The organism is Streptomyces sp. TLI_053, assembly GCF_900105395.1.
Lineage (GTDB): Bacteria > Actinomycetota > Actinomycetes > Streptomycetales > Streptomycetaceae > Kitasatospora.
On record NZ_LT629775.1, the window covers coordinates 7,885,782 to 7,911,514 of the forward strand.

Sequence of the window (25,733 nt, forward strand, 5' to 3'; positions counted from 1 at the left end):
GGTGAGCACGAGTACGGGCGGGAACGGGGCTCGGGGCGGGGCGGCGGGCATCCAGCTGCCGTCGATGGACTGGGAGATGGAGGAGGAGCCGGCCGCGGCTCCGGTGGCCGCCGCTCCGGCCGCCTCGGCCGGCACGGCCGCCGCTGCCGCCGCGGCCGCCCCGGCGGCGGCGGAGGCGCCGACCGAGCAGGTCGCCGTGCCGCAGTACGGGCCGGCCGCGCCCATGGCGGCGGCCGCCGTGCCGCCGGTCGCGGTCGTCCGCGCGTCCATGTCCGCCGACGGGTTCGGCCCGGGGGAGGAGCCGGGGGCGCCGGAGCCGGTCGGGGCCGAGCACGCGGAGGCCGAGGAGCCGGACGAGAGCTCCCGCCGTTCCCGGTTCCGGCGGCCCGCGCTGGTCGCCGCCGCCACGGCGGGCGTGGTGCTGATGGGGCTTCCGTTCCTGATCACCGACGGCGCGGACAAGCACGGCGACGACCGGGGTGTGAACCGCGCGGACCCCCAGCTGGTCGACGGACCGGAGATCGACGACGTCCAGCCGCCCGCGCCGACCGACCCGCCCACGACCGGACTCCCGCTCCCGGCTCCCGTCGATCCGCCCGCGACCGGTGACCCCGCGCTCACCCCGCCCTCGCCGGACGGCTCGGGCACCGTTCCCGGGATCGCCCTCGGCGGCAGCGTCGGCACCCCGGCGGTACCGGGCGGTCAGCCGGTCGGCACCACTGTCCCGGTGGGCAAGGCACCGCAGAGCGGGACCCAGAACGTCGGCGGCAGCGGCAGCGGCACCGGTGGCGGCAGTGGCAACAGCAAGTCGACGCAGCCCGTCACGGGCCAGCCCGCCGCGCAGCAGCCCGGTGCCGGTCAGCCGGCGCCCCAGCAGCCGGCCCCGCAGCAGCCCGCGCCGGGTCAGCCGGCCCCGCAGCAGCCGGCGCCCCAGCAGCCGGCCCCGCAGCAGCCCGCGCCCCAGCAGCCGGCGCCGCAGCCGCCGCCCGCCTCCCAGCCCCCCGTCCAGCCGCCCGCCGCCGCCAAGGCCACCTACAGTGCCATCGGCGGGGGCAACTGCAGCACCGGCTCGGTCGCCTACGCCCAGCACGGCTACTGGGAGGACGGTTCCAAGGGCTGGCTCAGCAGTTCGACCGGCGGGTACAGCGGCTCCGGCTGCAACGGCAAGTACGTGTCGATGCCGATGTCCGGCTCGGACACCAAGGACGACAACGACAACTCGGTGGTCTGGACGTTCTCCACCGCCCCGGTCACGACCGGCAGCTGCACGATCGCCGTGTACGTGCCCAACAACAGCGACTACAAGCTGGTCGGCGGCAAGCCCGCCTACTACACCGTCCAGAACTCCTCCACCCCGAACTCCGGCGTCATCGGCGACTTCTCGGTCAACCAGACCGGCAGCCGGGGGAGCTGGGTGACCAGCAAGGCGTTCGCGGTCTCCGGCGGCAAGATCTCGGTGATGCTGCACTCCCGCGGCCTCGACTGGGCCGGCACCGCCACCGACAAGGCGCACATCGCGGCCTCCGCCGTCAGGGCCGACTGCACGGCCTCCTGACCGCGCCCGCCCCGGCCCCGCCCCGTCCGACCCGCCCGACGACGACGTACCCATGAAGACCCAGGAGAGGACGGCCATGTCGCGCCATGTGCTGACGGTGTGCCCGGAACAGCGGGGCGGCCCGTACCGCACGATCGGCGACGCGCTCGCGGCGGCCCGCAGCGGAGCGGTGATCTCCGTCCGCCCGGGCCGCTACGAGGAGAACCTGGTCATCACCAAGATGGTCACCATCACCGCCGAGGAGCCGCGCGGCAGCGTCCGGATCACCGCCCGGCGGGGCTGCGTCGTCCAGGTGGTGGCCGAGGCCGTCCAGCTCACCGGCCTGGTCGTCCAGGGCGAGGACGAGGAGCTCCCCGCCGTCGACGTGCCGCGCGGCCAGGCAGCGCTGTCCGACTGCGAGGTGGTCGGCAGCTCCTGGACGGCCGTCCTCACCCGCCAGCAGGGTTCGCTCGCGATGCGCGACTGCCGGGTCACCAACCCGGCCGGCGCCGGCATCGTCGAGACCTCCACCGGCACCAGCGTGATCGAGGACTGCGTCATCGAGCACCTCGGCACCTCCGCCGTGGTGGTCGGCGAACGGGCCAACCCGCTGCTGCGCAACTGCGTGCTGCGCGACGCCCGCGGCAACGGCGTCTGCGCCAACGGCGAGGCCCGCGGCACCTTCGAGGACTGCGAGATCTCCGTCACCGACAAGCCCGCCGTCGCGCTGGAGGAGCGCTCCACGACCCGGCTGGTGCGCACCGCCGTCCGGGACACCGCCATCGGCGTGTACATCAGCTCCGAGGCCCGGGTGGTGCTGGAGGACTGCGTGGTCAGCGCCACCACCGGCCACGGCATCGCGCTCGCCGCAGGCACCGACCCGGAGCTGCGCCGCTGCTCCACCGCCCGCACCGCCGGTCACGGCATCCACATCACCGGCCGTTCGCGCGGCCACTTCGAGAACTGCGAGGTCGCCGACGCCGAGGGCACCGGCATCTGGGTCGGCGAGCACGCCGGTCCGGTGCTCAGGGGCACCGTGGTGCGCGGCTGCGGCGGGGCCGGCGTCGAGCTGGCCGAGGAGAGCGCCGCCGACATCGACCGGCTGGAGATCCGCGACGTCACCGGGCCCGGCCTGTCGATCGGCGGCGGCGCCAACCCCCGGGTGCGCCACCTGACCGTCACCGGCGCGGGCGCCGACGGCATCGAGGTGCTGCGGGACGGCCGGGGCCGGCTGGAGGGCGTCGAGGTGACCGACGCCGGGCGGGCCGGACTGCGGATCACCGACGGCGCGGACACCTTCGTCGGCGCCGGGGTGGTGCGCGGTGCCAAGGGCTCCGGCGTGCTGGTCGGCAAGGTCGGCCGGGCCGCGCTGCGCGACTGCGAGGTGAGCGGCTCGGGCGAGGACGGCCTGTCCGTCGAGGACGGCGGCGACCTGAGCTGCACCCGGGTCCGCAGCCACGGCAACCGCCGCCACGGCGTGCGGATCGGCGCGGGCGGGCGGGCCGCCCTGGCCCAGGTCGACGCGGTGGAGAACATCGGCGACGGGGTGCGCCTGGACTCGGTGGAGGCGGTCCGGCTGACCGGCTGCACGCTGTCCCGCAACCGGGGTTCCGGCCTGCGGCAGACGGCCCCGAGCGAGCGGCTCGCGGTGGAGCAGCTGACCAGCGAGGAGAACGGTCTGCCGGACGCCCACGGCACCGCCGCGGCCGCCACCGGCAGCCCGCGCGCCGAGGGCGCCACCGGCTCGGGCCCGGCCGCTGCCATTGGTAACGGCGACCCCGGGCCGGACGCCGAACCCGGCCGCGCCGCCGCCCCGGCCGCACCGCCCGGACCGCTGGAGGTGCTGGAGTCGCTGGTCGGCCTGGCCGGCGTCAAGGAGCAGGTCGCCACCCTGGTCAACCTCAACAAGCTGGCCCGCCGCCGCGAACTGGCCGGCATGCCGGCCCTGCCGATGAGTCGCCACCTGGTCTTCGCCGGTCCGCCCGGCACCGGCAAGACCACGGTCGCCCGGCTCTACGGCGCGATCCTCGCCGACCTGGGCGTGCTGCGCAGCGGGCACCTGACCGAGGTGGCCCGGGCCGACCTGGTCGCCTCGATCATCGGCGGCACCGCGATCAAGACCACCGAGGTGTTCCAGCAGGCGCTCGGCGGCGTGCTGTTCATCGACGAGGCGTACACCCTGTCGGCCGGTTCCGGCGGCTCCGGCCCGGACTTCGGGCGGGAGGCGATCGACACCCTGGTCAAGCTGATGGAGGACCACCGCGAGGACGTGGTGGTGATCGTGGCCGGCTACTCCGCCGAGATCACCGAGTTCCTGGCCTCCAACCCCGGTCTCGCCTCCCGGTTCAGCCGGACCGTCGAGTTCGCCAACTACGAGGTCGACGAACTGGTCACGATCGTCGAGCGGGCTGCCACGAGCCACGGCTACGAGCTCGCCGAGGGCACCGGCGACGCGCTGACGCTGCTGTTCGAGCGGATGCCGCGCGGCGAGGACTTCGGCAACGGCCGCGCGGCCCGGAAGGTCTTCGAGGAGATGGTCGACCGGCAGGCGACCCGGTTGGCGGAGCAGGCCGAGATCAGCGACCAGGACCTCGCCGTGCTCGTCCCGGGGGACGTCGGCGTCGAGCTCGAACCGCCGGTGAAGGAGGCCGACGGCACCGAGCCGCTGGCCGAGCTCCAGGCCCTGGTCGGCCTGCCCGCCGCCAAGGAGCAGGTCGAGGACCTGGTGAACCTGATCCGGCAGGTCCGCCGCCGCGAGGAGGCCGGGCTGCCCACCGCCACCATCAGCCACCACCTGGTCTTCGCCGGTCCGCCCGGTACCGGCAAGACCACGGTCGCCCGGCTCTACGGGCGGCTGCTGTCCGAGCTGGGCGTGCTGCCCGGCGGCCAGCTGATCGAGACCGCCCGGGCCGACCTGGTCGGCCGCTACGTCGGCCACACCGCCCAGCTCACCAAGGAGGCGTTCGACCGGGCCCGCGGCGGCGTCCTGTTCGTCGACGAGGCGTACACCCTGACGCCCCGGCACGGCGGCGGCGGGGACTTCGGCCAGGAGGCCGTGGACACCCTGATGAAGCTGATGGAGGACCACCGGGACGAGGTGGTGGTGATCGTGGCCGGCTACGAGGACGAGATGCGGCACTTCCTCTCCTCCAACCCCGGTCTCGCCTCCCGCTTCTCCCGGCAGATCGACTTCGGCCACTACTCCGACGCGGAGATGGTCACCATCGTGCGCAACCACGCGGTCAAGGCCGGGTACGAGATCGCGCCGCACACGCTGGAGGCGCTGGGGCAGCTGTTCGCGGGAGTCCCGCGCGACCGCACCTTCGGCAACGGCCGCTTCGCCCGGCAGACCCTGGAGGGCATGATCACCCGCCAGGCCGGGCGGCTCAGCCGGCTGGACGTCGCCGACCTCTCGGAGCTCAGCCTGCTGCTGCCCGAGGACATCGCCGCGGACCGCTCCGGCAGCGCGGTGTGAGCACCGGCCGAGGCGGGGGGCGGCTCGCCCGCCCCGCCACCGCGGTGGCCGGCGGCCTCGCGGCGCTCGCCGCCCTCGCTCCGGCCGCCGCCGCGGGGGCGGGTGCGTCCGGGGCCGGGCCGCTGGTGGCCGGCCCTGCGGCGGCCAGCACGGTGCCGTCCGTCGGGAACGTGGTGCCGGGTGTCACTTCGGGTGCTGCTGCCGGTGGCGCCGGTGCTGCTGCCGGGGGCGGTGCCGCCGCCGGCGGGGGTGCGGGAACGCAGGCGGCGGAGTTCCCCCCACTGGCGCAGACGCTGTCCGACGTCCGGCAGAACGGGTGCCGCAAGCCGTCCGCCCGCGCCGCGGACCGGCCCGGTTGGTCGCAGGTCTTCCTGCGGCCGGAGGCCGTCTGGCCGTTGAGCCGGGGCGCCGGGGTGACGGTGGCCGTGATCGGCTCCGGGGTGGACGCCGCGACCGGATCGGGCGCCGGCCCGCTGGCCGGGCGGCTCACGCTCGGGCCCCGACTGCACGGGGACGGCGACGCCGGCCGGGACTGCGTCGGCCACGGCACCGCGCTCGCGACCCTGGTGGCCGGCCGCCGCCCCGCCGACGGCGGCCCGGCCGGTGTCGCCCCGGCCGCGAAGGTGCTGGCCGTGGCCGCCACCGACGACGCCGGCAGCACCAACGCCGACCTGCTCGCCCGGGGCATCCGCGCGGCCGCCGACGGCGGTGCCCGGATCGGCCTGGTCGCGGCGCCGATCGCGGAGCCCGCGCCCGCCCTGGCCGACGCGGTCGGCTACGCGGCGGGGAAGGGGATGCTGCTGGTCGCCCCGGTCGGACCGGACAGCCAGACCGTGAACGGCCCGGTCTACCCCGCCGGGTACCCCGGGGTGCTCGCGGTGGCCGGGATCGGCGCCGACGGCGCACCGGCCGGTGCCGGGGCCTCCGGTTCCACCGGCGGCTCCGCGGGTTCCTCCGGTGCGGCGGGCCAGGCCGGTGGCGCCGCCGCCCCCGCCCCCGGGCGGGCCTCGCGGGTGGACGTGACCGCGCCGGGCGAGGGACTGCTGGCAGCCGGCCCCGGCGGCGGCACCTTCACGGTCTCCGGGCCGAGCTACGCCGCCGCGCTGGTGGCGGGGACGGCGGCCCTGGTGCTCGGCCGGTCGCCCTCGCTGACGGCCGAGCAGCTCGCCGACCGGCTGCGATCGACCGCCTACCGGCCCGGTACGGCGCTGCCCGATCCGGGCGTCGGCTGGGGGGCGGTGGACCCGGTGACGGCCGTGGGCACCCCGGCCGCCGCCGGTCCGGCGGCGGTCCCGGGATCCGCCGACCCGGCGGCCGCCGACCCGGTGCTGGTCCCGCCGCCGCCGGACGGGAGGCCGGTGCGGTTGGCGTCGGCGGTCACCGGGGTGAGCCTGGGCGGTGCGGCGCTGCTGGCCCTGGCGGCGGCCGCCGCCAAGGTCGGCCGCAACCGGGCGGCCGCGAGGGCCGGGGCGGGGTCGGGGGCGCGGGCCGGCGCGGGGGCACCGCCCGCGGAGTGACGTCGGCGGAGTGACACCGGCGGCGTGACACCGGCGGAGTGAGGCCGCGCAGGGGCCCGCCAACGTCCCGCCAACGCGGGCGGTCGCGGCCGCGTTGGCCCCGCGTTGGCGGGGGCTGCCAGCGTGGCACCGCCCGGGGAGCCGTCCGATCGCGGTGGCCTGCCCCGGAGCACCGAGACAGCGATCGACCCCGGTACCGACCGACCGAGGTACCGATGAATGGTGTGAGGGGCTCAACAGCCGTGGCCATCGACGCAACCGCCCTGGCCGGGACGACCTCCGGGGACGCCCGGGTACCCGCCGTGCCCGCCCCGCCTGCCGTGCCCGCCGCGCCCGCCGCCCGGCCCACCCTGGACCAGGACGTTCTCGCCGAGCTGTACCGCCTGCACGGCGGCTACCTGCTGCGCGCGATGCTCCGGGTGACCAGCGGGGACCGGGGCAAGGCGGAGGACATCGTCCAGGAGACCCTGCTGCGGGCCTGGCAGAACCCGGCGGCCGTGCAGCGCGGCCCCGAGCACAGCCGTCCGTGGCTGTTCACGGTGGCGCGCCGGATCGCCATCGACCACTACCGGATGCAGGCCGCCCGCGCCCAGGAGGTCGCCGACGAGAGCCCGGAGGACCACGCGGGCGCCCACGACCCCTACGACGAGGTGCTCGTCGCCCAGGACGTCGCGGTGGCGATGGCCGAGCTCCAGCCGCACCACCGGGACGTCCTGGTCCAGTTGCACATGAAGGGCCGGTCGATGGTCGAGGTGGCGCAGGTGCTGGGGGTGCCGGTCGGCACGGTGAAGTCCCGCAGCTTCTACGCGGTCCGCGCCCTGCGGCCGATCCTGGAGGCCCGCGGGATGGCCTGGGCGGGCTGACGGGTTGACGGGCTGACCGGTTGACGGCCGCGGCCGGAGGCCCGTCCGTCCGGCCGGACGGACGGGGGACCGTCGCGGATCGCTGCCCTTTGGGGAAACCGGGGCCGGTCCGGGCGGACCCGGACCGGAAGGCCGTGAACCGCTTCCGCACCGCGGCCCGTTGACCATTGTGGCGGCACCGCCACCGGCGTCCGTACCCCCGTTCGGGCGCCGGGCCCGCGGCCGCCCCGGCGTTCGCTCTTGTGGGAGGGCGGGCGCCGGGGCGTCGCCGCTCGGGGCCGTGGTGCCGCGACGGGTCGGTCGGTCCCCCCAGAACCGACCGACCCTCTTCCGTTCGCGGCCGTCGTTCGCCGCCGCTCCGTTCCTGCCGCCGCCCCGGTCTCCCCCCGGGGCGGCGGCGGGATCACCAGCCGAGCAGGTAGGCCCCCCGGCGCAGCCCCGCCAGCACGGTGTCCGCCGTGGCCTCGGCCGCGTCCACCGCCGGGCTCCCGGCCTTCGGCGCACCGTCGGCCGCCGTACCGCCCGCCGTGCCCCCGTTGAGCACCACGTAGTGCAGCGGCGCGCCGGTGGCCCGGCTCTCCCGCCGGAAGGCGTCCAGCGCGGTCGGGGCGACCGAGCCCTCCACCACCACCTGGTAGCCGCCCGAGGCGAAGGCGAAGGCCGCCTGGGCGGTCGCCGCCAGCGCGGTCACGTTCTGCCGCCGCGCCTCCGGGCGGTCCGGGGCGACGTAGCCCTGCCGGACCGCCCGCCGGAAGTCCTCCGCGCGCAGGTGGACGCTGGGGAAGAGCGCGTCCGCGACCAGGGGGGCCACCGCGCCGCTCCCGGCGCCGGCGGCCGGGTCGGAGAGGACGACCACGCTGCCCGCCCCCCGTCCGCCTCCGAGCTCCGGCCCACCTACGGTCGTACGGTTCACAGCTGCTGATCCCTTCGCGGGCCGGGGACGGACGGGGCCGGGCGGGACGGGCGGAACACGCGGGGGCCGGCCGGAGTCGGAACAGGAACCGGCCGAATCCGGCAAGGCGGACAGCCGACCGCCTCGTCCCTACGAGTGACTGCTGTCGGGGATCAACCTAGTCCACGGTGCGCCCCGGAGTCCTCCTCTCCCCGGACCTCCCGCCGTCCCCCCGCAGGCCCCACGCCGTCCGTTCGCCTCCCCGCTACGCCCGCGTCCGCGCCGCGTCCCGGTCCGCGCGGCCTACGCCCGGGCCCGCAGCACGATCGGGTTGGTGAGCGCGGCCATCGGGCCCCAGGGGAGGTCCGGGCCCATCGCGTTGCCCCGGCCCGGGGTCCCGTCGGCCCTCGGGTGCCGCACCTCGGCCCGGACGAACGCGGCGAGCGAGGCGGTCGTCCGCCAGACCACCGTGCCCGTGCCGTCGGCGGGCAGCGACTCCTGGTGCAGCTGGCCCTCGTCGGTCAGGAACCGCACCGTGCCGTTCGGCACCCCGGAGACGGCCAGCCGGACGTCCACCGGCGCGTCCGCGGGCACGGTCAGCTGCTCGCCGATCCCGGCCTGCCGGCCGTTCCCGGTCGCCGTGAAGTCGAGCTGGACGGCGGCCGATTCGGCGAGCCAGCTGCGGCCGGACCGTAGTCCGTCGAGGATGTCGTCGCGGTCGAGGTCCTCGGCGAGCACCACGGTGTGCGGCGAGCCGATCACCTGCGGGGCACTGTGGGCGTCGCTGTTGCCGATCGCGGGCAGCCAGGAACGCCCGTCGCGCAGCGCCACCGCCAGCTGGGCGTCCCAGCCGTCCACGGCCGACTCGTCGTCGTACGTCCAGGGGCCGTTCCACACCTCGACCGCGTCCGCGTGCTCGTACCCGAACTTCCACTGGCAGGCCACGTACGGGCAGAACGGGTGCGCCGGCACCACCAGGCCGCCCTGCCGCTTCACCTGGCGGGCGAACCGGGGGAGGGCCTCGTCGCGGGAGCGGTAGCGCCAGTCGACGAACTCGCCCGGGCGCAGGCCCAGCGCCAGCCAGTGGCCGTTGCGGGTGGTGACCTCCTCGCCGGGCAGGATCAGCAGGTCCGGTCCGGCCAGCGGGCCCCAGGCGCCGTGGGCGGAGGAGGTGTTGTGGTCGGTGGACACGATGAAGTCCAGCCCGGCCGCGCGCGCCCCGGCGGCCACCTCGGCGGGTTCGCGGCGCCCGTCGGAGTGCACGGTGTGCAGGTGGCAGTCGCCCCGGTACCAGGCGCGGCCGCGCCCCCGGGCGCGCTCCGGCGGGTAGGCGGGGGTGAACGCGGCGCCGGGCGCCCCGAACCGCAGTGTGACGTCGACCCGGTACTCCAGCCCCTGCGGCGCGACCTGGTACGGGCCGAGGACGACGTTCCAGCGGCCCGGGCGGACCGGCCCCGGCAGGTATCCGGGCGTGGCCTGCTCCCGGCTCACCGCGAACTCGGTCCGGAAGCCGCCGGACCAGCCGCGGAAGCCCCGGCCGCCGAGGTCGGTGCCGCGCTCGTCGAACAGCCCGATGTCGCAGGAGTTGCCCGGGGTGCCGGGCGGCACGGTGGGCTTGTCGTACCGGTAGGAGACCGCGACCTCGCGGACGCCGGACGGGACGTCGAACGGCAGGTACACGAAGTCGGGTGCGCCGGTCGGCAGCTTCCCGGTCAGGGTGATCGTCCGGTCCTGGGGCGCGGCCGGGGCCGCGGCTCCCTCGGCCCGGGCGCTGCCGGCCCCCGCCGCCACCGCGCCGAGCACGCCCGCCGCGCCCGCGGCCAGTAGCCCGCGCCGGCCCGGCCGGGCCTTCTCCTCGTGCACGTCGTCCGCCATCGGGTGCCTCCGCTCTGGTCGGGGATGCTCGCGGCCGGTACCTACCCGCGGCCCGCTCGCTCCGGTGAACCCCCGGTGAGCCGGGCCCCACCACCGGGCGGAGGCCCCGTGAAGGCGGACCCGGGTTGCGCCGGGGGGCGGGGCGGGCCCTGAATAGGAGGTAGTCAGATCATCTGACAGTCAGGCAGATTCGGAGCGCATTGATGTCACTCAGTCGGCGGACCCTCCTGGCGGCCGCGGCCGGCGCCGCCCTGGCCGCCTGCGCGCCGACGACGAGCCCCGCGCCGCCCGGGCCGACGGTGGCGCCCGGTGCGCCCGTCCCGACCGCGCCGCTCGTGACCGGTGCGGCGCCCGTCCCGGCCTCGGAGCCGGCGGCCTCCACGCCGACCGCGAGCCCGACGGCCGCTCCCACCCCGGCCCCGACCCCCGAGGCCCCCGCCCCCGACGCGCCCGTGCCCGAGGTCCCCGCGCCGGCCCCCGTTCCCGCCGCCGTCCCCACCCGGGCCTCCGTCGTCGCCCGCTACGCCGACGCCGCCCCCGCCGCCTGGGGCCTCGACGTCCCCGGCGTGCTGACCACCCTCCCCAGGGCCGCCGCCCCCGCCGTCGCGCTCACCTTCGACGCCTGCGGCGGTCCCGGCGGCTCGGGCTACGACGCCGCCCTCGTCGCCACCCTCCGCAGCCACGGCGTCCCCGCCACCCTCTTCCTGAACGCCCGCTGGATCGACGCCAACCCCGCCGTCTTCGAGGACCTCGCCGCCGACCCGCTGTTCGAGATCGCCAACCACGGCACCGCCCACCGCCCCCTCTCCGTCACCGGCCGCCCGGCCTACGGCATCGCCGGCACCCGCGACCCCGGCGAGGTCCACGACGAGATCGCGGGGAACCTCGCCAAGCTCACCGCCCTCCTCGGCCGCCCGCCCGCCTTCTTCCGTTCCGGCACCGCCCACTACGACGACGTCGCCACCCGGATCGCCGCAGACCTCGGCCAGCGGATCGCCGGCTTCAGCACCAACGCCGACGGCGGCGCCACCCTCCCCGCCGCCCAGGTCCGCCGGGAACTCCTCGACACCGCGCCGGGCGGCATCGTCATCGCCCACATGAACCACCCCACCGCCGGCACCGCCCCCGGCCTGGCCGCCGCCCTCCCCACCCTCCTCGCCGCCGGCCGGACCTTCACCCGCCTCTCCGACGCCTTCCGCTGACCCCGGCCGCCACCCGGAGGAGGGGGCTTCGCCCGGCTTCCTCGACCCCTCGAACCGCCAAGGCCCGGAACCCGCCGAGCAATCCGCCCCGATCCTCGGTCCGGGGCGGAGCACATTGTCGTGTCGGACAGGCCAACGGGGTACCCATGTGCGGCCCGCAGCCGTGGGGCCGCGAGCCGGTCATCCGGTGATCGCGGAGAGCCGTTTCCGCAGGGCCCCTTCCAGATCGAGGTTGTCGCCTCGTGTGATGGTCTGCAGGAGCTCGGTGATCACAACCAGTTCGGCGAAGCGACCGGCCGGGTTGTCGAAGATGTGGGCGAGCCGGCGGCGCACCTCTGCGGCGGTATCCGGCACGAGGAGGCTGTACGCGTACAACAGCGCCGCGTCGTACCCGGCAGGCGCTACGCCCCAGCCCTCCCAGTCGAGCACCGTGAGGGACGGACTCGTGAGGTTGGCCCAGTGCAGGTCACCGTGGGCCGTCGTCCAGGCAGGCACCGTCGTGTCGATCGGGATGCCCAGGTACAGGGGCATCGCGCGATCCAGGTATTCCTGCCGTACCGCTACCCGGTCGCTGGGAACGGCGGCAATGGTTTCGAGGGCGGTGCTGAGCGCGCCCCACCAGGCGTCGTCCAGGTCGGGCGCTTCCCGGAGGATCGGCTCGTGGGTCATGACGGTGGAGACGGTGACCTTGTCGTACAGCTCCGCCAGGTAGCCGTGCCCATCCTCGGTCCAGGCACGCCGCTCCCGCAGGTGCGGCCTGGGCACCTCGGGAGGCATGAGCCGTTCTGCCTCCTGCGGTCCCTCCCAGAGCTTTCCGCCAGCCTTGTCGGCCGGCGCGGACACCAGACGGAGCCAGCTCTCGCCGGACGCCGTAGCGACCGGGCAGCTGAGGGTACGCCCGCGCCAGCCCCACGCCTCGCTCGACCCGATCGGCTTCGCGGCGAGCGACGCAGCCGCTGCGGCGTGCATCCCGCGCATCCGCCTGGCGGTGTCCGGATCAGGTTCCGAGTACATCAACGACCCTTCGGAGTACGTTCGGAGACAGCGATGGTCGCCCGACGGCTCCGGCGGCCCGCATCCAGTGTTCCGGGTTCCCCGTCGACAGGAGTACGCGCTTCACCCCTGGGGCTGAAGCAACGACTGCGAGGGCCGCCTCGACAGGGGTCTTGCCAGGAGCGATCAGCTCGCACAGCTCCGGGGTCGCCATGCCGGGGATCTCGCCGCCGTGGAGCGGGGCGGAGGCGAATACCTCCAGTCCCGCAGCCAGGGCATCGGCCAACGGGCCGTGACCGTCGAGAGCCTGGGCGACGGGCGCAAGGTGGACGAGGGAGACCGGGAGTTGGACGGCCCGCAGGTGGTGATTCGGGCCGCCGGCCTTGGCTGCGAGTTCGATCAGCGTGGGAACGTCGAAGAGGCCGCTGCTGAAGCCGCGCCAGGTCGCCACACCGTAGGCGCTGATGATCTGTTGGCTGCACGCCTCCTCCAAGGCCACGAAGGACCGGTAAAGCCTGCCGGTGATCTCGCCGTCCGGGCAGGCGTGCTCGGGGTTGTGGACGAACGCCAGGTCGGGCTCACGGCCGAGCACGATCTTGCTGCGGGCCAGCTGCCACGAGATGTAGTCCGGGGCGAGGCAGTGCCCGCCCTCGGCGTCCGCTGCGGACAGGGCACCGGCTCGTACCCCGATGTGCCCGGCACAGGCGGGGATGAAGCCGACCTTCGTGGAGACGCACAGCTCCGGGTAGGCGGCCAGAACCACGGTGAGCGCCATCTCGGCCCGGCCGCCGGCGTAGTTGGGCGCTGTGTCCACCCACTCGGCACCTTGGGAAGCGGCCATGAGTGCGGCCTCGGCCACATCGAGGCAACGATAGGTGCCGAGGCCCAGCCGGGCGGTCATTGTGAGCCTCCGATCGCGGCGGCCTGGCCGTCGACCAGCTCCGTCACGACACCGGCCGCCTGCCCGAGGCTGATGCCGGCGGCCTCGGCGAGATCGGCCAGCCGGTGCGGTTCCCCGGTGGCGAGGAGCGCGAGCATCGGCTCGGCCTTGGCGGCGAACGTCCACTCCTCGCCGCCGGCGGTCAGCCGGACGGTGTCGTCGGGTGTGGCCGTGAGCGCGGGCCGCGTGGTGATCAGTCGTACCTGAAGGTCGGCATCCGCTGGGGCCGCAGTGATGTGGGGCAGCGACGGTGCCAGGCGGGCGCGCTCGGTGGCGTCACGGGCGGAGGAGAAGCGGGTGATCAGATCCGCACTCCCCAGCTCGGCCGCGAGGAGTTTGCCGATCGTGTCGAGGAAGGCGCGCTGCTCCTCGGCAGCCCCGAAACGCGGGATGTCTGCCCGGATGGCCTCGTGGGCACGCAACGTCTCCGACAGCCAGGTGATCAGGTCGGCGCCCGTCGTGCTCTGCAGCCCGCACGTGACGTGCAGCGAGTGCTGGCCCTCGGAGGCGGCGACAGCATGCCACCAGCCGCGGGGCAGGTAGAGCACATCGCCGGCCGTGAGGACCAGGTCTGCGACGGGCTCGTCGGGCGGCGGTTCGGGCGTCTCGACATCGCGGTGCATCGGTACCGTGCGGGTGGGGCCGTAGATGCGCCAGCGCTTCGCGCCGTCCAGCTGGACGACGACCACGTCATGATCGTCCCAGTGGATCCCGAAGCCCTCCGTGCCGGTCCAGGAGGCGTACAGGTTCACCTGCACGCCGGTTCGCAGCCAGCGCTCCAACTGGCCGGCCAGAGCGCCGGTTCCGGGGTGGAGGTCGTCGACGGCGTCCAGGACCAGCGTGGCGCCCTCCGCGAGACGCCTGTGCAGCTCGGCGGGCTGGAGCTGGTGCCAGACGGTGTTGCGCCGGGTGGTGATCGGCCGGGAGTAGGTGTAGGCGGGCACCTGCTCCCCATTGACGGCGAGGCGGAAGCGAGGTGGTTCGAACCGGTGACGGGTCAGGACGGCGTTGAGATCGTCCCAGCTCATGAGTCCGGCGAGTGACGCGGCTTCGCCGCGTGCGACCTTGAAGCTGCGGCCGAGCGTCCGGGCGAGGAAGTCGTCCCCGCCCAGACGCTCGACCGCCGAGAAGTGCTCGGCGGTCATCGAGATGCAGCCGTCAGTCGTTGGTGTCGGTTCGGCCGGTGGAGCCGCCGTCCGACGACTGCTCGCCACGCGAGCGGGCCGCGGCGACCTTCGCACGGGCGACCAGCAAGCCGTCGCTCTCCAGCTCGGTGCCGGTCGTCAGGTTCTCGGGCATGAAGCACTCCTTCGGGATCATGGGGCGGGCCGGCTGCCCGGCCCAGTCATGGGTTCAGCGATGGATCCGTTGCCGGGGCAGGCCGTCGGCAAGGAACCTCAGGTGCTTGTGCCGCGTGGCTCCTGGCCGGCGCGGCCACCTGCGTCCCCCAGCCCCGCGTCGGGGCTGAAGGAAGTTTTGTCAGGCACTGGTCGGAAGGGCATCCCGTGTCGTCGCGGCAGTGGCCCTCAGCAGCGCAGTGAGTCGTTCGTCGCCCGAAGCGGCAGCGGCCGATTCGCGCCGGGATTCACCCGGCAGGTATCTACAGAACCGCCTCGCACGCGGGTGAACCAGAGCAGAATTGAGGCGGCAAAGAGGCATCCGTGCTGCGAACCCGGGCACGACCTGGCCTGATACGGCTGCAGGCGAACTGACGTACCTCTGGAGGACGCGGAATGGCATCCAGGAGGTCCCGGCTGATCCGGCGCAGGGAGGCCGTCGGCCATACCCAGGAATCCCTGGCTGAAACCCTCGACGTGGATCGTACGACCGTGGGGCGATGGGAGAGTGGCAGAGGAGCCCCGCAGCCCTGGATGCGGCCGAAGCTCGCTCGCGCCCTCGGACTCTCGGTCGACCAGTTGGCCGACCTGCTGGCAGCACCCCCTGGAGCCGCCGAAGAAGTTCCACCGCCCAGTGTCGGCGGGGCCGTGCCTCGTGCACCCGCCCGGCGCACGGACAGCGACAATGCTCTCGTCATGGCCGTGGCGGTCGACTCGGCCGAGTCTGCGCACTTCCTTCGCTTCGCGAGCGCGTCCAACGTGGGCGACACACTGCTCGAACAGATCGACGCGGACATCGCGAGACTGGCGCGGGACTACGTGAGCAAGCCGGTGTCCGAGCTCTTCCACGAGATCGGAACCCTTCGGCGAGGAGTGTTCGACCTACTCCGTGGCCGCCAACATCCCTACCAGACATGCCATCTGTACCTGCAGGCCGGGCGCCTCTGCGGCCTGGCCACCCATGTCGCTCTCGACCTCGGCCACTACACAGCTGCGGCCACGCATTCGCGAACGGCCTGGCGCTGCGCGGAGTCAGCCGGCCACAACGGTCTGCGGGCCTGGATCCGATCCGTCCAGTCCCTGATCGCCTACTGGCAGCAGGACCACCGCCAGGCCGCCGAGCTGGCGCGGTCCGGACTGCCGTACGCGGACAGCGGGACGATCGCAGCCCGCCTGCTCGGCCTCGAAGCACGGGCCACCGCCGCGCTCGGCGACAGCGCGGGCGCGCTACGAGCCGTGGAGGCTGCCGAGGCGGCGCGGAGCGGGGTAGCTGCGGTGGATCTTCCCGGTGTATTCACGTTCCCCGAGGCCAAGCAGTGGACCTACGCCGGCACAGCTCTTCTCGCTTTGGAGAGCCGGCATCACGTGAACCGAGCTATTGAGGCATCCTCCAGGGCGATCCTCCTGTACGAGTCCGCACCGCAGCAGGAACAGTCCTCCGGCGACCTGCTGGCTGCCCACCTCGACCTCGCCAACGCCCATCTCGCCCACGGTGACCTCGACGGCGTGCAGGAGAAGCTCTTGGTGGTGCTGGACGCCGCACCGGGTCGGCGCACGGCGAGCATCTCCACCCGCCTTCGGGCGCTGAGCACTCGTCTCGCCGAGCCCGCCTACGCAGACTCCCCGATCGTCCTGAGCCTCCGTGAGAATGTCAGAGAAGCCTGCTCTCGACCCGCACTCACGAACCCTCCGGAGCTGCCACAGTGACGAGCAACACCGCACGGCAGGACGCCGCAGTCGCCGACAAGTCCATCCTCGCGAACAGCGCCTACGCCGACGAACGCCACCTGGCGGCCCGCCAGTCGATCTACCGGTGGCAGCAGCCGCAGTACGATCTGCCTGGGATGGTCGTCGAAGAGCTCGCCGGAACGAACGGGGTCGTCCTCGACGTCGGTTGCGGCAACGGCAAGTTCGTCAACCGTTTGCACAGGGATCGTCCGGACCTTCAGGTCGTCGGAATGGACATCTCGGCGGGCATCCTTGCCGACGTGGAGAAGCCGGTCCTGGTGGCCGATGCCCAGGCTCTGCCCTTTGCCGACAGCAGCGCCGACGCCGTGCTGGCCCTGCACATGCTGTACCACGTCAGTGACATCGAGGCCACGGTCAAGGAACTGGCCCGCGTCGTCCGGCCCGGCAGCGTGCTGATCGCCTCGACCAACAGCGACGCTGACAAGAAGGAGCTGGATCAGCTCTGGGCCAGAGCTGCGGGCGACGTCCTCGGCATTCCGGAGGGGCCGGCCCGGGTCTCCCTCAGCTCCCGCTTCTCCCTGGAGAAGGCTCCCAGCTACCTCCGGACGGCGTTCGAGGACATTGGGGTCCGTGAACTGCCCGGCACCATCGAGATGACCGACCCTGCGCCGATCGTTGCCCACCTGGCCTCCTACGAGGCATGGGCCGACCAAAGCGGTGTCCCTTTCCACCGGACTGTGAGCCGGGCAGCAGAGATAGTCGCTGCCACGATCGCGACGGAGGGGTCGTTCAAGATCACATGCCTCGGCGGATTCCTGGTGTGCCGGCTGTAGATCGCGTTGTGTTGTGCACCGCGTGATACTCAATCAGGGATTCGTCGTGCCGAGTCGGTTCAGTCTGGCCCGAAAGGTCAGTGCCACGCGATATCAGGCGCCCTACCCCGTCACGGTCCGGGTTCGTCCTACAAGGCAGTTGTCGATGGGGAACTTCCAGTGCCGATCGTGCCTTCAGGCGGCCTTCCGGTGTCTTCGCCCGGGGCGGGCCAGTGAGGGCGCCGGGGCAGCGGCCATGGACACCGGCAGTGCCGCCGCCACCCGGTACCCGGGCCCGTACGGGGCCGCGCTCAGCAGGCCGCCGTACAGCGCCACCCGTTCGCGCAGTCCGAGCAGCCCGTGCCCGGTGGACAGCTCCCGGCGGTCGTCCGGCGGCCGCCCGGCGCCGTCGTCGACCACCTCGATCAGCAGTGCCCGGTCCCAGGTGATCCGCACCACCGCCCTGGTGCCGGGACCGGCGTGCTTGGTGATGTTGGTGGCGGCCTCCTGGACCAGCCGGTAGGCGGTCTGGCTGACGCTGTCGTCGATCCGCAGCGGGGCGCCCCGGGTCTCCACCGAGATCCGGACACCGGCCTTGCGGACGTCCGCCAGCAACCGGTCCAGATCGGCCAGGCCGTGGCTGTAGCCGCACTCGACCGCCGCCTCGGAACTGCGGAGCAGCCGCAGCATGTGCCGCAGCTCGGCCATCGTCGACCGGCCGAGGTCCTCGATGTGCCCGAACGCCTCCCCGCGTGCCGGGTCCTCCAGGGCCGTGACCCGCGCCGTCTCCGCCCGCATGACGATCACCGCCACGGCGTTCGCGACGATGTCGTGCAGTTCCCGTGCGATCCGCACCCGCTCCTGGGTGACCCGCAGCCGTGCGTCGGCGACCTCCCGCCGGTGCCGTTCGGCGGCCTCCTCGGCCGCCCGGCTCCACCGGGCGAAGCCCCAGACCACCAGCGTCACCGGCACGTAGAAGGCGAGGTTCGCGACGAGGACGGAGGCGAAGCGCGGCCCCTGGTAGTCGCCGATGGTCTCGGCGATCGCCAGCCCCAGCGGCACCAGGGTGAGGAACAGGGCCGCGTACGCGACCGGTCGCCGGCACGACGCGGCGACGGTGTAGAGCGCGATCAGGAGCCCGAAGCAGGGCACGTAGTCGAGCGTGTTCGCCCAGGAGAGCAGGTCGGAGCCGGCGGAGACCACCCACACGGCGCCGAACACCGCCACCGGCCACCGGCGGCGCACCACCAGGGCGGCGGCCTCGCCCAGGGCGAGCAGGAACATCCACACCCGCTGGTCCCAGCTCGTCCAGGGGGCGAGCACGGTCCCGAAGTAGAACAGCTCCGGGACGACGGCCGCGAGCGCCAGCGCGACGTCCTGCCAGCAGACCGGCGGGGGGAGGCCCGGGTCGGTGTCCCGGGCCTCCCCCCGCCGCTCCTGTGCTGCGGTTGTGATCATCGGGACCACCCCACGGTCCGGTCAGGCCGCTTCGGTGGCCGGGGCCGCGGACTCCGGGCCGGGGCGTCGGCAGCAGTTGGGGCTGCTGCCGCAGGTGCCGCAGCTGTAGTCCTCGACCGAGCCGTGGACGTCCTTGGCGAAGTCCGGGCCGAGCCACCACTCGTCGGCGGGGCCGGCCTTCCGCGCCGGACGCACCACCCGGAGGCCGAGTTCGGCGTAGACCGCCCACTGGTCGCCGTGGTGGCGGACCAGGAGCCCGGCGACCCGCTCCGGTGTGGAGGTCACGGTGGGGACCTCGAACCGGGTCGGCCAGATCAGTGTCAGCATGGCGGCCGCCGTGCTGATCCCGTCCCCGTGGACCGCCGCCAGGCTGATGCCGGCGACGGGCAGCACCTCGGTGGTGCCGTCGTGCCCCGGTGACCGGGATATTCGGAGGATGTATCTGTGCCACGGGCTCGCCAGCTCCCGGGGCGGATCCGGGACCAGCACGGTCGCCCGGCTGGTCATGAACCCGTGGGCCAGCAGCTCGCCGGGAACGCCGTCACTCACCTGGGCGTGCACGGCGACGAGCAGAGCGGGCGCGTTGGTAACGGAATCACTACTCATGGTGACACCTCGTGACCGTCCTGGCCCGCTCCGATCCGGCGGGCGCTGTACCTCCACCCTCCTCCCGTTCCTGTCCCGGGAACATGAGTCTCCGGTCCCACCCGCGCCCCGGTCTCGCCGGGCCCTGCCCGGAGACCGTCCGGACGGTCCGCACCCGCTCCCGGGGCCCCGCCGGGGCCGCTGCGGCTTCGCGGACGCGACCCCTAGCGTCGCGGTGTGACGAAGACGTCGTTCACGACGTACCCGTCCAGTCCGTGCAGCTCGCCGTAGGCGATCAGGTCGCTGCTCCGGTTGATGAACCCGCGTCCCGAGTAGTTGAGCGAGGTGTTGCAGAGGACGCTGAATCCGGTCAGTGCGCCGAACGCGGTCAGCAGTTCACCCATGGCCGGGTTCGCGGCCGGGTCGACGGTCTGGGTGCGGGCCGTTCCGTCGACGTGGGTGACCGCACGCAGGTCGGCGGACTCGACCCGGCTGAAGTACAGCATGTAGGGGTCGGGGAGCCCCCCGCCGAACCAGCGGCCCGCGTCCTGCTCCAGGCAGATCGGGGCGATCGGGCGGTAGCTCTCGCGCTGTTTGATCCTGTTGAGCCTGGCCGTGGTCTCCTCGGTGAAGGGGGCGGCCAGGATCGACCGGTTCCCGAGCGCGCGGGGGCCGATCTCCCAGCGGCCCCGCGCCCAGCCGATGATGCTCCCGTCGCGGAGGTGGCGGGCGACCTCGCCGTGGTCCAGCGGGCGGATCTCGTAGCGCCGCGGGTCGAACCCGACGTCCTCCACGAATTCGCCGCCCGCGTAGACGTCCCACTCCAGGCCGGCCGACCCGGTGTAGAAGTGCTGGGCGTCGATGGCGGTGCCGATCGCGGAGCCGCTGTCGTTGGGACACGGCGGCACGAAGACCGCCGGGAAGAGCCCGCACTCGCGCCAGCGTCGGTTCCACTCGCAGTTGAGCCCGCAGCCGCCGGAGACGAGCAGCGGGAATCCCTCGGTCAGGTGCTCCCGGGCGTACGCGTGGAAGCGGTCGAAGATGGCGTCCGAGAGCCGGGCCGCCAGGTTCTTGTACGCGCTCGACTCCACCCCGACGTTGTGGAAGGGGGAATCGGTCATCCGGTCCTTCAGGCTCCCGGTGATGACCTCCTTCTGGCCGAGGACGAAGTCGACGACCTCCTGCTCCGCCCGGGTCGGCGGCCGGTTCTCGGCGAATCCGGCCAGGGCCATCTGCTTGCCCGCGTCCTGGAACCGGACGAACTCCTGGTGCGGGCTGAACCTCGGGTCGGCGAGCGCGAAGCCGTAGGAGTACTTGTTGCCCGGGTAGTTGAGCACCTCCTTGAGGTGGGTCACCTTCCCGTGCTCGTCGATCCGGTAGAACGAGCCGATGTTCCCCTCCCACACCAGGCTGTAGAACGGCTGGTCCCGGCGGAGCGCCGACATGCCGTAGGACGTCATGATGTGGGAGCGCTCATGGGTGGACGAGAAGACCCGCACGGCCTTGCCGAAGAACCGGCCGGGCTCGTCCGTGATCGCGGACGCGCCCACCCCGAAGTACCCGGCGCGCGAGGGCTGGTCGGTGCACTGGGTGCCCTTGATCCAGCCGCTCACGGCGACGACGTCGGGCTGCCGGTCCAGCCGCTCCGCCGCCGTCGCGAACAGTTCGGCGGTCGGATTGCTGTAGCGGAGGAACGAGTCCTTCTCCGCCTCCAGGGAGAAGAGCAGCCTGCCGTCCTCGACGGCCGCGATCGCCCCGTCATGGCCTTCCTTGAGGGAAAGAATCAGCATGATGGTCCGTTTCTCGGTGGGTGCCGCGTCCGACGGTTCGGGGCGGGCTCAGGGTCCGGGTGCCCCGGGTACCCCGGGTGCCGCGGACGGCGCCGAGAGGGCCGCCAGGGCGAGCCGGTGCAACCGCGGGTTGGCGGACAGGGCGCCGGTGCCGCTCCGGGGCGAGGCGCCCAGGAGATCGGTGCAGAGGCCGCCGGCCTCCTCCACGAGCACCTGTACCGCGGCGATGTCCCAGGGGTTGACGACCGGTTCGGCCGCGATGTCGAGCGTTCCCTCGGCGACCATGCAGTGCTGGAGGAAGTCGCCGAAGGCACGGTCCTCCCAGCAGGACTCGGCCAGGCGCAGATAGGCCGCCCGCGAGTGGAAGACGTCCCAGGTGCGGGTGCTGGTGGTGGAGAGGTACGCCTGGTCGAGGCAGGAACGCCCGGAGACCCCCAGACGCGCGGGGGCGGTGCCGGCCGGTCCCCGGCGCAGCCAGGCGCCCCGGTCCGCCGCCGCCCACCAGCGGCTGTGCAGGGCGGGCGCGCTGATCACGCCCACGGTGGGCCGGCCGTCCTCCAGCAGCGCGATCAGTGTGGCCCAGACCGGTACGCCGCGCAGGAAGTTCTTGGTGCCGTCGATGGGGTCGACCAGCCAGGTGCGCCCGGACGAGACGGAGCCGCCGGTCTCCTCCCCGGCGAAGGCGTCGTCGGGGCGGGCGGATCGCAGCTCCTCGCGGACGGCCCTCTCGACGGCGGTGTCCGCGTCGGTCACGGGTGTGCGGTCCGGCTTCTCCCGGACCCGCAGGTCGAGCGCGTGGAAGCGGCGGACGGTGAGCCCGTCGGCGAGGTCGCCCAGACGGAGGGCCAGCTCGAGGTCGTCCTCCGGCGGCACGGGCGGCGTCACCGGATCACCTCGTCCGCAGTTCGAGCAGGTGGTACTCCATGACGCCCACTTCCTCGATCCGGCGGACCCTGCGCAGCAGGTCGATCCGCAGGCCGGCTCCGCCGGCGAGCACGTCGAGCCGTTCGCGGTCCCCGAGGTGGGCGGTGCCCAGCAGCAGCCGGCCGCCGTCGGTCAGGTGCCGGTGCGCCCCGGCGAGGTAGCGGGCCTGGCCCCGGTAGCCCGGGTCGAAGACGGCGGAGTGGATGTCGCTGGAGAGGGCGAAGCCGTCCTCCACATAGGTCCAGGGCACGTTCCAGAAGATCGTGTCGAAGCGGCTCAGGGGGTCGAGCGCCGCGTACAGGTCGCTGTGGAGGGCACGGACCCGGTCGCCCACACCGTGCCGCTCGGCGTTGGCGACGGTATTGGCCACGGCCTTCTCGTTGATGTCCAGCGCGGTGACGGAGGCACAGCCGCTGAGTGCGGCGGTGACGGCGATGACGCCCGTGCCGCAGCCGACCTCCAGGAACGAGCCGTCCCGGGGATAGGGCACCACCGAGGCCATCACCTCGGTGGCCGCGCTCAGCGTGCTGGGCCAGACACCCCGGTGCAGGCTCCATTCCCGTCCCAGCAGGGTGAAGGTGTCCGGCAGGTCGTCACCGGCGAGAGCGTGCTGCAGCGCCCTCGCCACGTCCTCCGGCGACTCCTCGACGGTCATGCGCACTCCCTCTTCGGTGCTGCGGTCCCGGTCGTCGGGGCGGTCCGGGTCGTCGGGGCGGTCCCGGTCATCGGGGCAGCTCGGCGGCGTACCGGACCAGCGCCTCGCGGTGACGGCCGACCTTGCGGAACGCCTCGGCGTACTGGTCGATCAGCACCTTGTCGTCGGGCCAGGAGGTGAAGGTCGGCAGCGAGAGCGCGTGCCGCTCGACGTGCTCGGCCCGCGAGCCGGCCCCCGGCGCGGCGGCCTTCTTCGGGACTCCCGGGAAGAGGGGGTTCTCGGGGCGGGCGTAGAGCGGCAGGGTCGACAGCCGGGGGCCGGAGGGGGCGCCGACCTCCATGCCCTCGGCGCGCAGCGCCTCGATGAGCACGGCACGCGGAACGCCCCCCAGTGCCTGGGGCCGGTAGAGCGGCTTGTAGCCGTACCAGGCGCCCATGTCGACGTGGTCGGCGACCTGGACCCGCTCCAGGTACGCCACGTCGGCGAGTTGCTCGCCGAGGTGCCGCAGGCACCGGTGCCGGGCCTCCTTGCGTGCGGGGAAGGCGGCGAGGGCGTGCCGGGCGACGATGGCGTTGAACGGTGACATCCGCAGCTTGAGTCCGAAGCCCGTGACCCAGTGGGCCCGCAGGTCCTCGTCGAGGACGGACTCCCGGGAGCGGTCCCGGTAGTGCCCGAGCAGGGTGGCGCGGTCCTGGACCCCGGGGTCGCTGGTGACGAGGATGCCGCCCTCCCCGGCGTAGACGGCCTTGTTGGCCTGGAGGGAGAAGACGGCGGCGTCGCCGAAGGTGCCGACGGGCCGGCCCTTGTAGCGGCTGCCGTGCGCGTGCGAGCAGTCCTCCAGGACGCGCAGCCCGTACTGTTCGGCGATCGACAGGATCGCGTCCATCTCGCAGGGGTGGCCCCACTGGTGGACCACGGTGACGACCTTGGTGTGCTCGGTCAGCGCGGACCGGAGCGCCTCGGGGTCCAGGCCGCGGGTGTCGGGGTCGATGTCGGCGAGGACCACGTCGCCGCGGAGCGCGAAGACGGGGCTCAGCGCGGCGTGGTAGGTGAGCGCCGGTCCCACGACGTCCACCCCCTCGCGCACACCGAGGGCGAAGTAGGCGGCGAGGAGCGCGCTGGTACCGGAGTTGAAGGTGACCGCGTAGCGGGCGCCGCCGTCGAGGAAGGCGAGGAAGTCGGCCTCGAGCCGGCCGATGGGGCCGCTGCTGCCCTTGATGGAGATGTCGGTGTTGCGCTGCGCGGCCAGTTCGGACAGCTCCGCCGCGTCCGCGGGGGGCGGCCACACCTCGTGCGGCCGTGGCTGCGGGACGGCGGGTGTGCCTCCGAGAAGGGCGAGCCGTTCGTCGGCGCTCATGTGTTCTCCTCCGGTCTTCGCGGGGTGGGTCAGGCGCATCGGTGGGCGAGTTCGCTCGAACCGCCCGATCGGTCCCGGTAGATTCCGTCGATCGTGCGGACGGTGGCGAGTTGACGCAGGAGGTGGTCCCGGCGGTAGTCGCGGTCCTCCAGGCGTTCCAGGTAGTGGGCGATCATGGAGCGCGTGATGTCGGTCCTGGATCCTTCCGGGGCGCAGCGTTCCAGCTGCGCCCCTCCGACGGCGTGCAGGGTGGCGGCCCCGGGGGCGACGTTCAACGCGCCCTCCGAACCGAGCACACAGAGGTGTTCGGCCTTCGCGAGGCTGTGGCGCGAGATGAGCAGTGAGCCCTCCAGCCCCCTCGAGGGGTAGCTGCACATGAGGCCGACCAGATCCTCCAGCCCGCGGTCCCGGGTCTCCCGGTACTGGTGCACGAAGGCGGAGTGCACCCGGGGGGCTTCGGGGAACATTCCGCTGAGCACATCGACGAGGTGGTAGCCCATGTCGAGGAGCACGCCACCCCGCGCCTGCTCCCAGCTGGCGCGCCAACCCGTGGTCGGACGCGCCAGGTTGAAGTGGTAGTCGTAGGAGAACCAGTAGGGCTCCCCGATCCGCGCGAGGTTCTCCCGGGCGAACCGGAACACCGGGTCGAAGTTGCGCTGCAGCAGTGTGAAGACGCTGCGGTCGGCCTGCTGCGCGAGACGGATCAGGTGACGCGCTTCCGGCTCGGTGACCGCGAACGGCTTCTCCTTGATGACGTGCCTGCCGTGCGCGAGCAGGCTCGCGCAGACCGGGAAGTGCTCGCCGTGCGGCACGGTGACCACCGCGGCGTCGAAATCGACCGATTTCAGGGCGTCGTCGAGGTTCTCGTAGTACGGGAATCCCCATTCGCCGGCGAGCGGCAGGGCGGGCGGGGCGGAGTCGACGCCGCCGACGATATCGGCACTCTCCCGCATGATCGGCAGGTACTCTTTTCCTTGATGCCCGGCAAATCCGATCATCAGGACTCGTGGTCGCGGACGGAGGTCCTTCAGCCTGTCGCCGGGCATGCAGAATATTCCCCTCGCAGAACACCGCTCGACGATGACGTGGGAAGTCGGGAAAGGGTGGTGCGGCCCGGATCGGACTCAGGTGTCCGCAGACGGTTCAGGGAGCCGTGCGGGTCCCCGGAGGATCGGCGCGCCAGGCGTGTGCCGCGGTCACGACGTCCTTGACGAAGGTGCTTCCGCTGCGCCGTGTGTTCTCGTCGAGCAGCGTGACGTCCTCGGCGGCCAGCCACGCGAACTCGGTGTGTTTGTCCGCTTCGAGTGCGGGCGAGGAGAGGTCCCCGTCCACCTCGACGAGGTAGTCCGACTCGATGTGCCGTGTGCCGTTCCCGGTCCACTCGGTGTGTGCCACCCGGGCGAGCACGCGGCGCAACCGCCACCCCGTCTCTTCCGAGATCTCCCTGCGAAGTGCTTCCAGGAGGGACTCCCCTGGTTCCACGGCTCCGCCGACCACGTCCCAGCAACCGGGGAAGAGGGAGCGGTCCGCCGAGCGGCGTTGGACGAAGATCCGGCCGGCCGGGTCGCGGATCAGCGCGCCCACCACCGGTCGGGGCTCGGCCGGCCCGGTCATGAGGGGGCCCCGTCGCGCTCGGACGGGTGCGGGGGCGGGGAATCGGTGTTTCCGTACAGACGGTCGGAAGAATGCGGGACCGAACGGCCCGAACGGCCCGAACAGACCGAACGGCGCAGTCGGGGCGGGAGGAGGCGGCCTGAATTCGAACTGGGGAATGGACGATCTGAAGCTTTCGTCTCCACTCGGTGAGGCTACCGGAATCCCGGAGGGCAAGTGCG

At 73.5% G+C, this 25,733-nt stretch carries 21 protein-coding genes; 7 read left to right on the forward strand and 14 right to left on the reverse strand.

Annotation, left to right across the window (positions count from 1 at the left end; translation table 11 throughout):
• Position 1 precedes the first annotated feature (1 nt).
• The 4 genes from BLU95_RS43475 to BLU95_RS32995 all read left to right on the forward strand — a co-directional run bounded on the left by BLU95_RS43475 (position 2) and on the right by BLU95_RS32995 (position 7,389).
• The gene (locus BLU95_RS43475; RefSeq protein WP_159425080.1) at positions 2–1,555 is read left to right on the forward strand and encodes a hypothetical protein; all 1,554 of its coding nucleotides are present in this window, start codon (positions 2–4) and stop codon (positions 1,553–1,555) included.
• Positions 1,556–1,631: 76 nt separating this feature from the next.
• Positions 1,632–5,009 (forward strand): right-handed parallel beta-helix repeat-containing protein, encoded by a 3,378-nt coding sequence (locus BLU95_RS32985; RefSeq protein WP_093863199.1) that lies wholly within the window; start codon positions 1,632–1,634, stop codon positions 5,007–5,009.
• Positions 5,006–6,526, forward strand: a complete 1,521-nt coding sequence (locus BLU95_RS32990; RefSeq protein ID WP_093863200.1) for a S8 family serine peptidase — start codon at positions 5,006–5,008, stop codon at positions 6,524–6,526. Before BLU95_RS32985 ends, BLU95_RS32990 begins: the two co-directional genes overlap by 4 nt.
• Before the next feature lie 242 nt (positions 6,527–6,768).
• On the forward strand, positions 6,769–7,389 hold the full coding sequence (locus BLU95_RS32995; RefSeq protein ID WP_286158593.1) for a sigma-70 family RNA polymerase sigma factor: 621 nt from the start codon (positions 6,769–6,771) through the stop codon (positions 7,387–7,389).
• Between the two features lie 403 nt (positions 7,390–7,792).
• On the opposite strand, the gene BLU95_RS33000 is transcribed toward BLU95_RS32995, so the two are convergent.
• The gene (locus tag BLU95_RS33000; protein WP_093863202.1) at positions 7,793–8,245 is read right to left on the reverse strand and encodes a hypothetical protein; all 453 of its coding nucleotides are present in this window, start codon (positions 8,243–8,245) and stop codon (positions 7,793–7,795) included.
• Between the two features lie 339 nt (positions 8,246–8,584).
• On the reverse strand, positions 8,585–10,156 hold the full coding sequence (locus tag BLU95_RS33005) for a CehA/McbA family metallohydrolase (protein ID WP_093863203.1): 1,572 nt from the start codon (positions 10,154–10,156) through the stop codon (positions 8,585–8,587).
• Between the two features lie 203 nt (positions 10,157–10,359).
• Between BLU95_RS33005 and BLU95_RS33010 the strand changes: the two genes are divergently transcribed.
• Positions 10,360–11,358, forward strand: coding sequence for a polysaccharide deacetylase family protein (locus BLU95_RS33010; RefSeq protein ID WP_093863204.1), 999 nt, complete (start codon positions 10,360–10,362; stop codon positions 11,356–11,358).
• A gap of 180 nt (positions 11,359–11,538) precedes the next feature.
• Here BLU95_RS33010 and BLU95_RS33015 read toward each other — a convergent pair whose 3' ends face one another.
• The 4 genes from BLU95_RS33015 to BLU95_RS43105 are packed head-to-tail and all read right to left on the reverse strand — an operon-like array spanning position 11,539 to position 14,590.
• On the reverse strand, positions 11,539–12,372 hold the full coding sequence (locus tag BLU95_RS33015) for a hypothetical protein (RefSeq protein ID WP_093863205.1): 834 nt from the start codon (positions 12,370–12,372) through the stop codon (positions 11,539–11,541).
• Complete coding sequence (locus BLU95_RS33020; protein WP_093863206.1) at positions 12,356–13,252, reverse strand: aldo/keto reductase; 897 nt, start codon at positions 13,250–13,252, stop codon at positions 12,356–12,358. The genes BLU95_RS33015 and BLU95_RS33020 overlap by 17 nt, the downstream gene beginning before the upstream one ends.
• The gene (locus tag BLU95_RS33025; protein ID WP_093863207.1) at positions 13,249–14,436 is read right to left on the reverse strand and encodes a cupin domain-containing protein; all 1,188 of its coding nucleotides are present in this window, start codon (positions 14,434–14,436) and stop codon (positions 13,249–13,251) included. The genes BLU95_RS33020 and BLU95_RS33025 overlap by 4 nt, the downstream gene beginning before the upstream one ends.
• Positions 14,437–14,449: 13 nt before the next feature.
• Positions 14,450–14,590: a hypothetical protein gene (locus tag BLU95_RS43105; RefSeq protein WP_173862182.1), complete on the reverse strand. Its 141-nt coding sequence runs from the start codon at positions 14,588–14,590 to the stop codon at positions 14,450–14,452.
• Positions 14,591–15,024: 434 nt separating this feature from the next.
• Here BLU95_RS43105 and BLU95_RS33030 point away from each other — a divergent pair, with 434 nt between their 5' ends.
• On the forward strand, positions 15,025–16,335 hold the full coding sequence (locus BLU95_RS33030; RefSeq protein ID WP_093863208.1) for a helix-turn-helix transcriptional regulator: 1,311 nt from the start codon (positions 15,025–15,027) through the stop codon (positions 16,333–16,335).
• The gene (locus tag BLU95_RS33035; RefSeq protein ID WP_093863209.1) at positions 16,332–17,150 is read left to right on the forward strand and encodes a class I SAM-dependent methyltransferase; all 819 of its coding nucleotides are present in this window, start codon (positions 16,332–16,334) and stop codon (positions 17,148–17,150) included. Before BLU95_RS33030 ends, BLU95_RS33035 begins: the two co-directional genes overlap by 4 nt.
• Before the next feature lie 174 nt (positions 17,151–17,324).
• Here BLU95_RS33035 and BLU95_RS33040 read toward each other — a convergent pair whose 3' ends face one another.
• The 8 genes from BLU95_RS33040 to BLU95_RS33075 all read right to left on the reverse strand — a co-directional run bounded on the left by BLU95_RS33040 (position 17,325) and on the right by BLU95_RS33075 (position 25,512).
• Positions 17,325–18,587 carry a sensor histidine kinase gene (locus BLU95_RS33040; RefSeq protein ID WP_159425081.1) on the reverse strand — a complete coding sequence of 421 codons (1,263 nt, stop codon included), beginning with the start codon at positions 18,585–18,587 and terminating at the stop codon, positions 17,325–17,327.
• Between the two features lie 21 nt (positions 18,588–18,608).
• Positions 18,609–19,193 carry a hypothetical protein gene (locus tag BLU95_RS33045; protein WP_159425082.1) on the reverse strand — a complete coding sequence of 195 codons (585 nt, stop codon included), beginning with the start codon at positions 19,191–19,193 and terminating at the stop codon, positions 18,609–18,611.
• A gap of 203 nt (positions 19,194–19,396) precedes the next feature.
• The gene (locus BLU95_RS33050) at positions 19,397–20,962 is read right to left on the reverse strand and encodes a carbamoyltransferase C-terminal domain-containing protein (RefSeq protein ID WP_093863212.1); all 1,566 of its coding nucleotides are present in this window, start codon (positions 20,960–20,962) and stop codon (positions 19,397–19,399) included.
• 48 nt (positions 20,963–21,010) lie between these two features.
• Entirely contained in the window at positions 21,011–21,835 is an 825-nt protein-coding gene (hisN, locus tag BLU95_RS33055) for a histidinol-phosphatase (protein WP_093865294.1), read from the reverse strand.
• A 16-nt stretch (positions 21,836–21,851) separates the two neighbouring features.
• Positions 21,852–22,541, reverse strand: a complete 690-nt coding sequence (locus BLU95_RS33060; RefSeq protein WP_093863213.1) for a methyltransferase — start codon at positions 22,539–22,541, stop codon at positions 21,852–21,854.
• Between the two features lie 67 nt (positions 22,542–22,608).
• Positions 22,609–23,898 (reverse strand): DegT/DnrJ/EryC1/StrS aminotransferase family protein, encoded by a 1,290-nt coding sequence (locus BLU95_RS33065; protein ID WP_093863214.1) that lies wholly within the window; start codon positions 23,896–23,898, stop codon positions 22,609–22,611.
• Positions 23,899–23,927: 29 nt separating this feature from the next.
• Positions 23,928–24,944 carry a Gfo/Idh/MocA family protein gene (locus BLU95_RS33070; protein ID WP_286158594.1) on the reverse strand — a complete coding sequence of 339 codons (1,017 nt, stop codon included), beginning with the start codon at positions 24,942–24,944 and terminating at the stop codon, positions 23,928–23,930.
• 97 nt (positions 24,945–25,041) lie between these two features.
• Complete coding sequence (locus BLU95_RS33075; RefSeq protein ID WP_093863216.1) at positions 25,042–25,512, reverse strand: NUDIX hydrolase; 471 nt, start codon at positions 25,510–25,512, stop codon at positions 25,042–25,044.
• Positions 25,513–25,733 lie beyond the last annotated feature (221 nt).

What these genes read in the sequence shown, in the direction of transcription:
- BLU95_RS33045 (WP_159425082.1), bottom strand. Translation starts at nt 19,193, where the DNA reads ATGAGTAGTGATTCCGTTACCAACGCGCCCGCTCTGCTCGTCGCCGTG.
- BLU95_RS33020 (WP_093863206.1), bottom strand. Translation starts at nt 13,252, where the DNA reads ATGACCGCCCGGCTGGGCCTCGGCACCTATCGTTGCCTCGATGTGGCC.
- BLU95_RS33010 (WP_093863204.1), top strand. Translation starts at nt 10,360, where the DNA reads ATGTCACTCAGTCGGCGGACCCTCCTGGCGGCCGCGGCCGGCGCCGCC.
- BLU95_RS32985 (WP_093863199.1), top strand. Translation starts at nt 1,632, where the DNA reads ATGTCGCGCCATGTGCTGACGGTGTGCCCGGAACAGCGGGGCGGCCCG.
- BLU95_RS33075 (WP_093863216.1), bottom strand. Translation starts at nt 25,512, where the DNA reads ATGACCGGGCCGGCCGAGCCCCGACCGGTGGTGGGCGCGCTGATCCGC.
- BLU95_RS33025 (WP_093863207.1), bottom strand. Translation starts at nt 14,436, where the DNA reads ATGACCGCCGAGCACTTCTCGGCGGTCGAGCGTCTGGGCGGGGACGAC.
- BLU95_RS33015 (WP_093863205.1), bottom strand. Translation starts at nt 12,372, where the DNA reads ATGTACTCGGAACCTGATCCGGACACCGCCAGGCGGATGCGCGGGATG.
- BLU95_RS33065 (WP_093863214.1), bottom strand. Translation starts at nt 23,898, where the DNA reads ATGAGCGCCGACGAACGGCTCGCCCTTCTCGGAGGCACACCCGCCGTC.
- BLU95_RS33005 (WP_093863203.1), bottom strand. Translation starts at nt 10,156, where the DNA reads ATGGCGGACGACGTGCACGAGGAGAAGGCCCGGCCGGGCCGGCGCGGG.
- BLU95_RS43105 (WP_173862182.1), bottom strand. Translation starts at nt 14,590, where the DNA reads ATGCCCGAGAACCTGACGACCGGCACCGAGCTGGAGAGCGACGGCTTG.
- BLU95_RS33050 (WP_093863212.1), bottom strand. Translation starts at nt 20,962, where the DNA reads ATGCTGATTCTTTCCCTCAAGGAAGGCCATGACGGGGCGATCGCGGCC.
- BLU95_RS33070 (WP_286158594.1), bottom strand. Translation starts at nt 24,944, where the DNA reads ATGCCCGGCGACAGGCTGAAGGACCTCCGTCCGCGACCACGAGTCCTG.
- BLU95_RS33060 (WP_093863213.1), bottom strand. Translation starts at nt 22,541, where the DNA reads ATGACCGTCGAGGAGTCGCCGGAGGACGTGGCGAGGGCGCTGCAGCAC.
- BLU95_RS33040 (WP_159425081.1), bottom strand. Translation starts at nt 18,587, where the DNA reads ATGATCACAACCGCAGCACAGGAGCGGCGGGGGGAGGCCCGGGACACC.
- BLU95_RS33030 (WP_093863208.1), top strand. Translation starts at nt 15,025, where the DNA reads ATGGCATCCAGGAGGTCCCGGCTGATCCGGCGCAGGGAGGCCGTCGGC.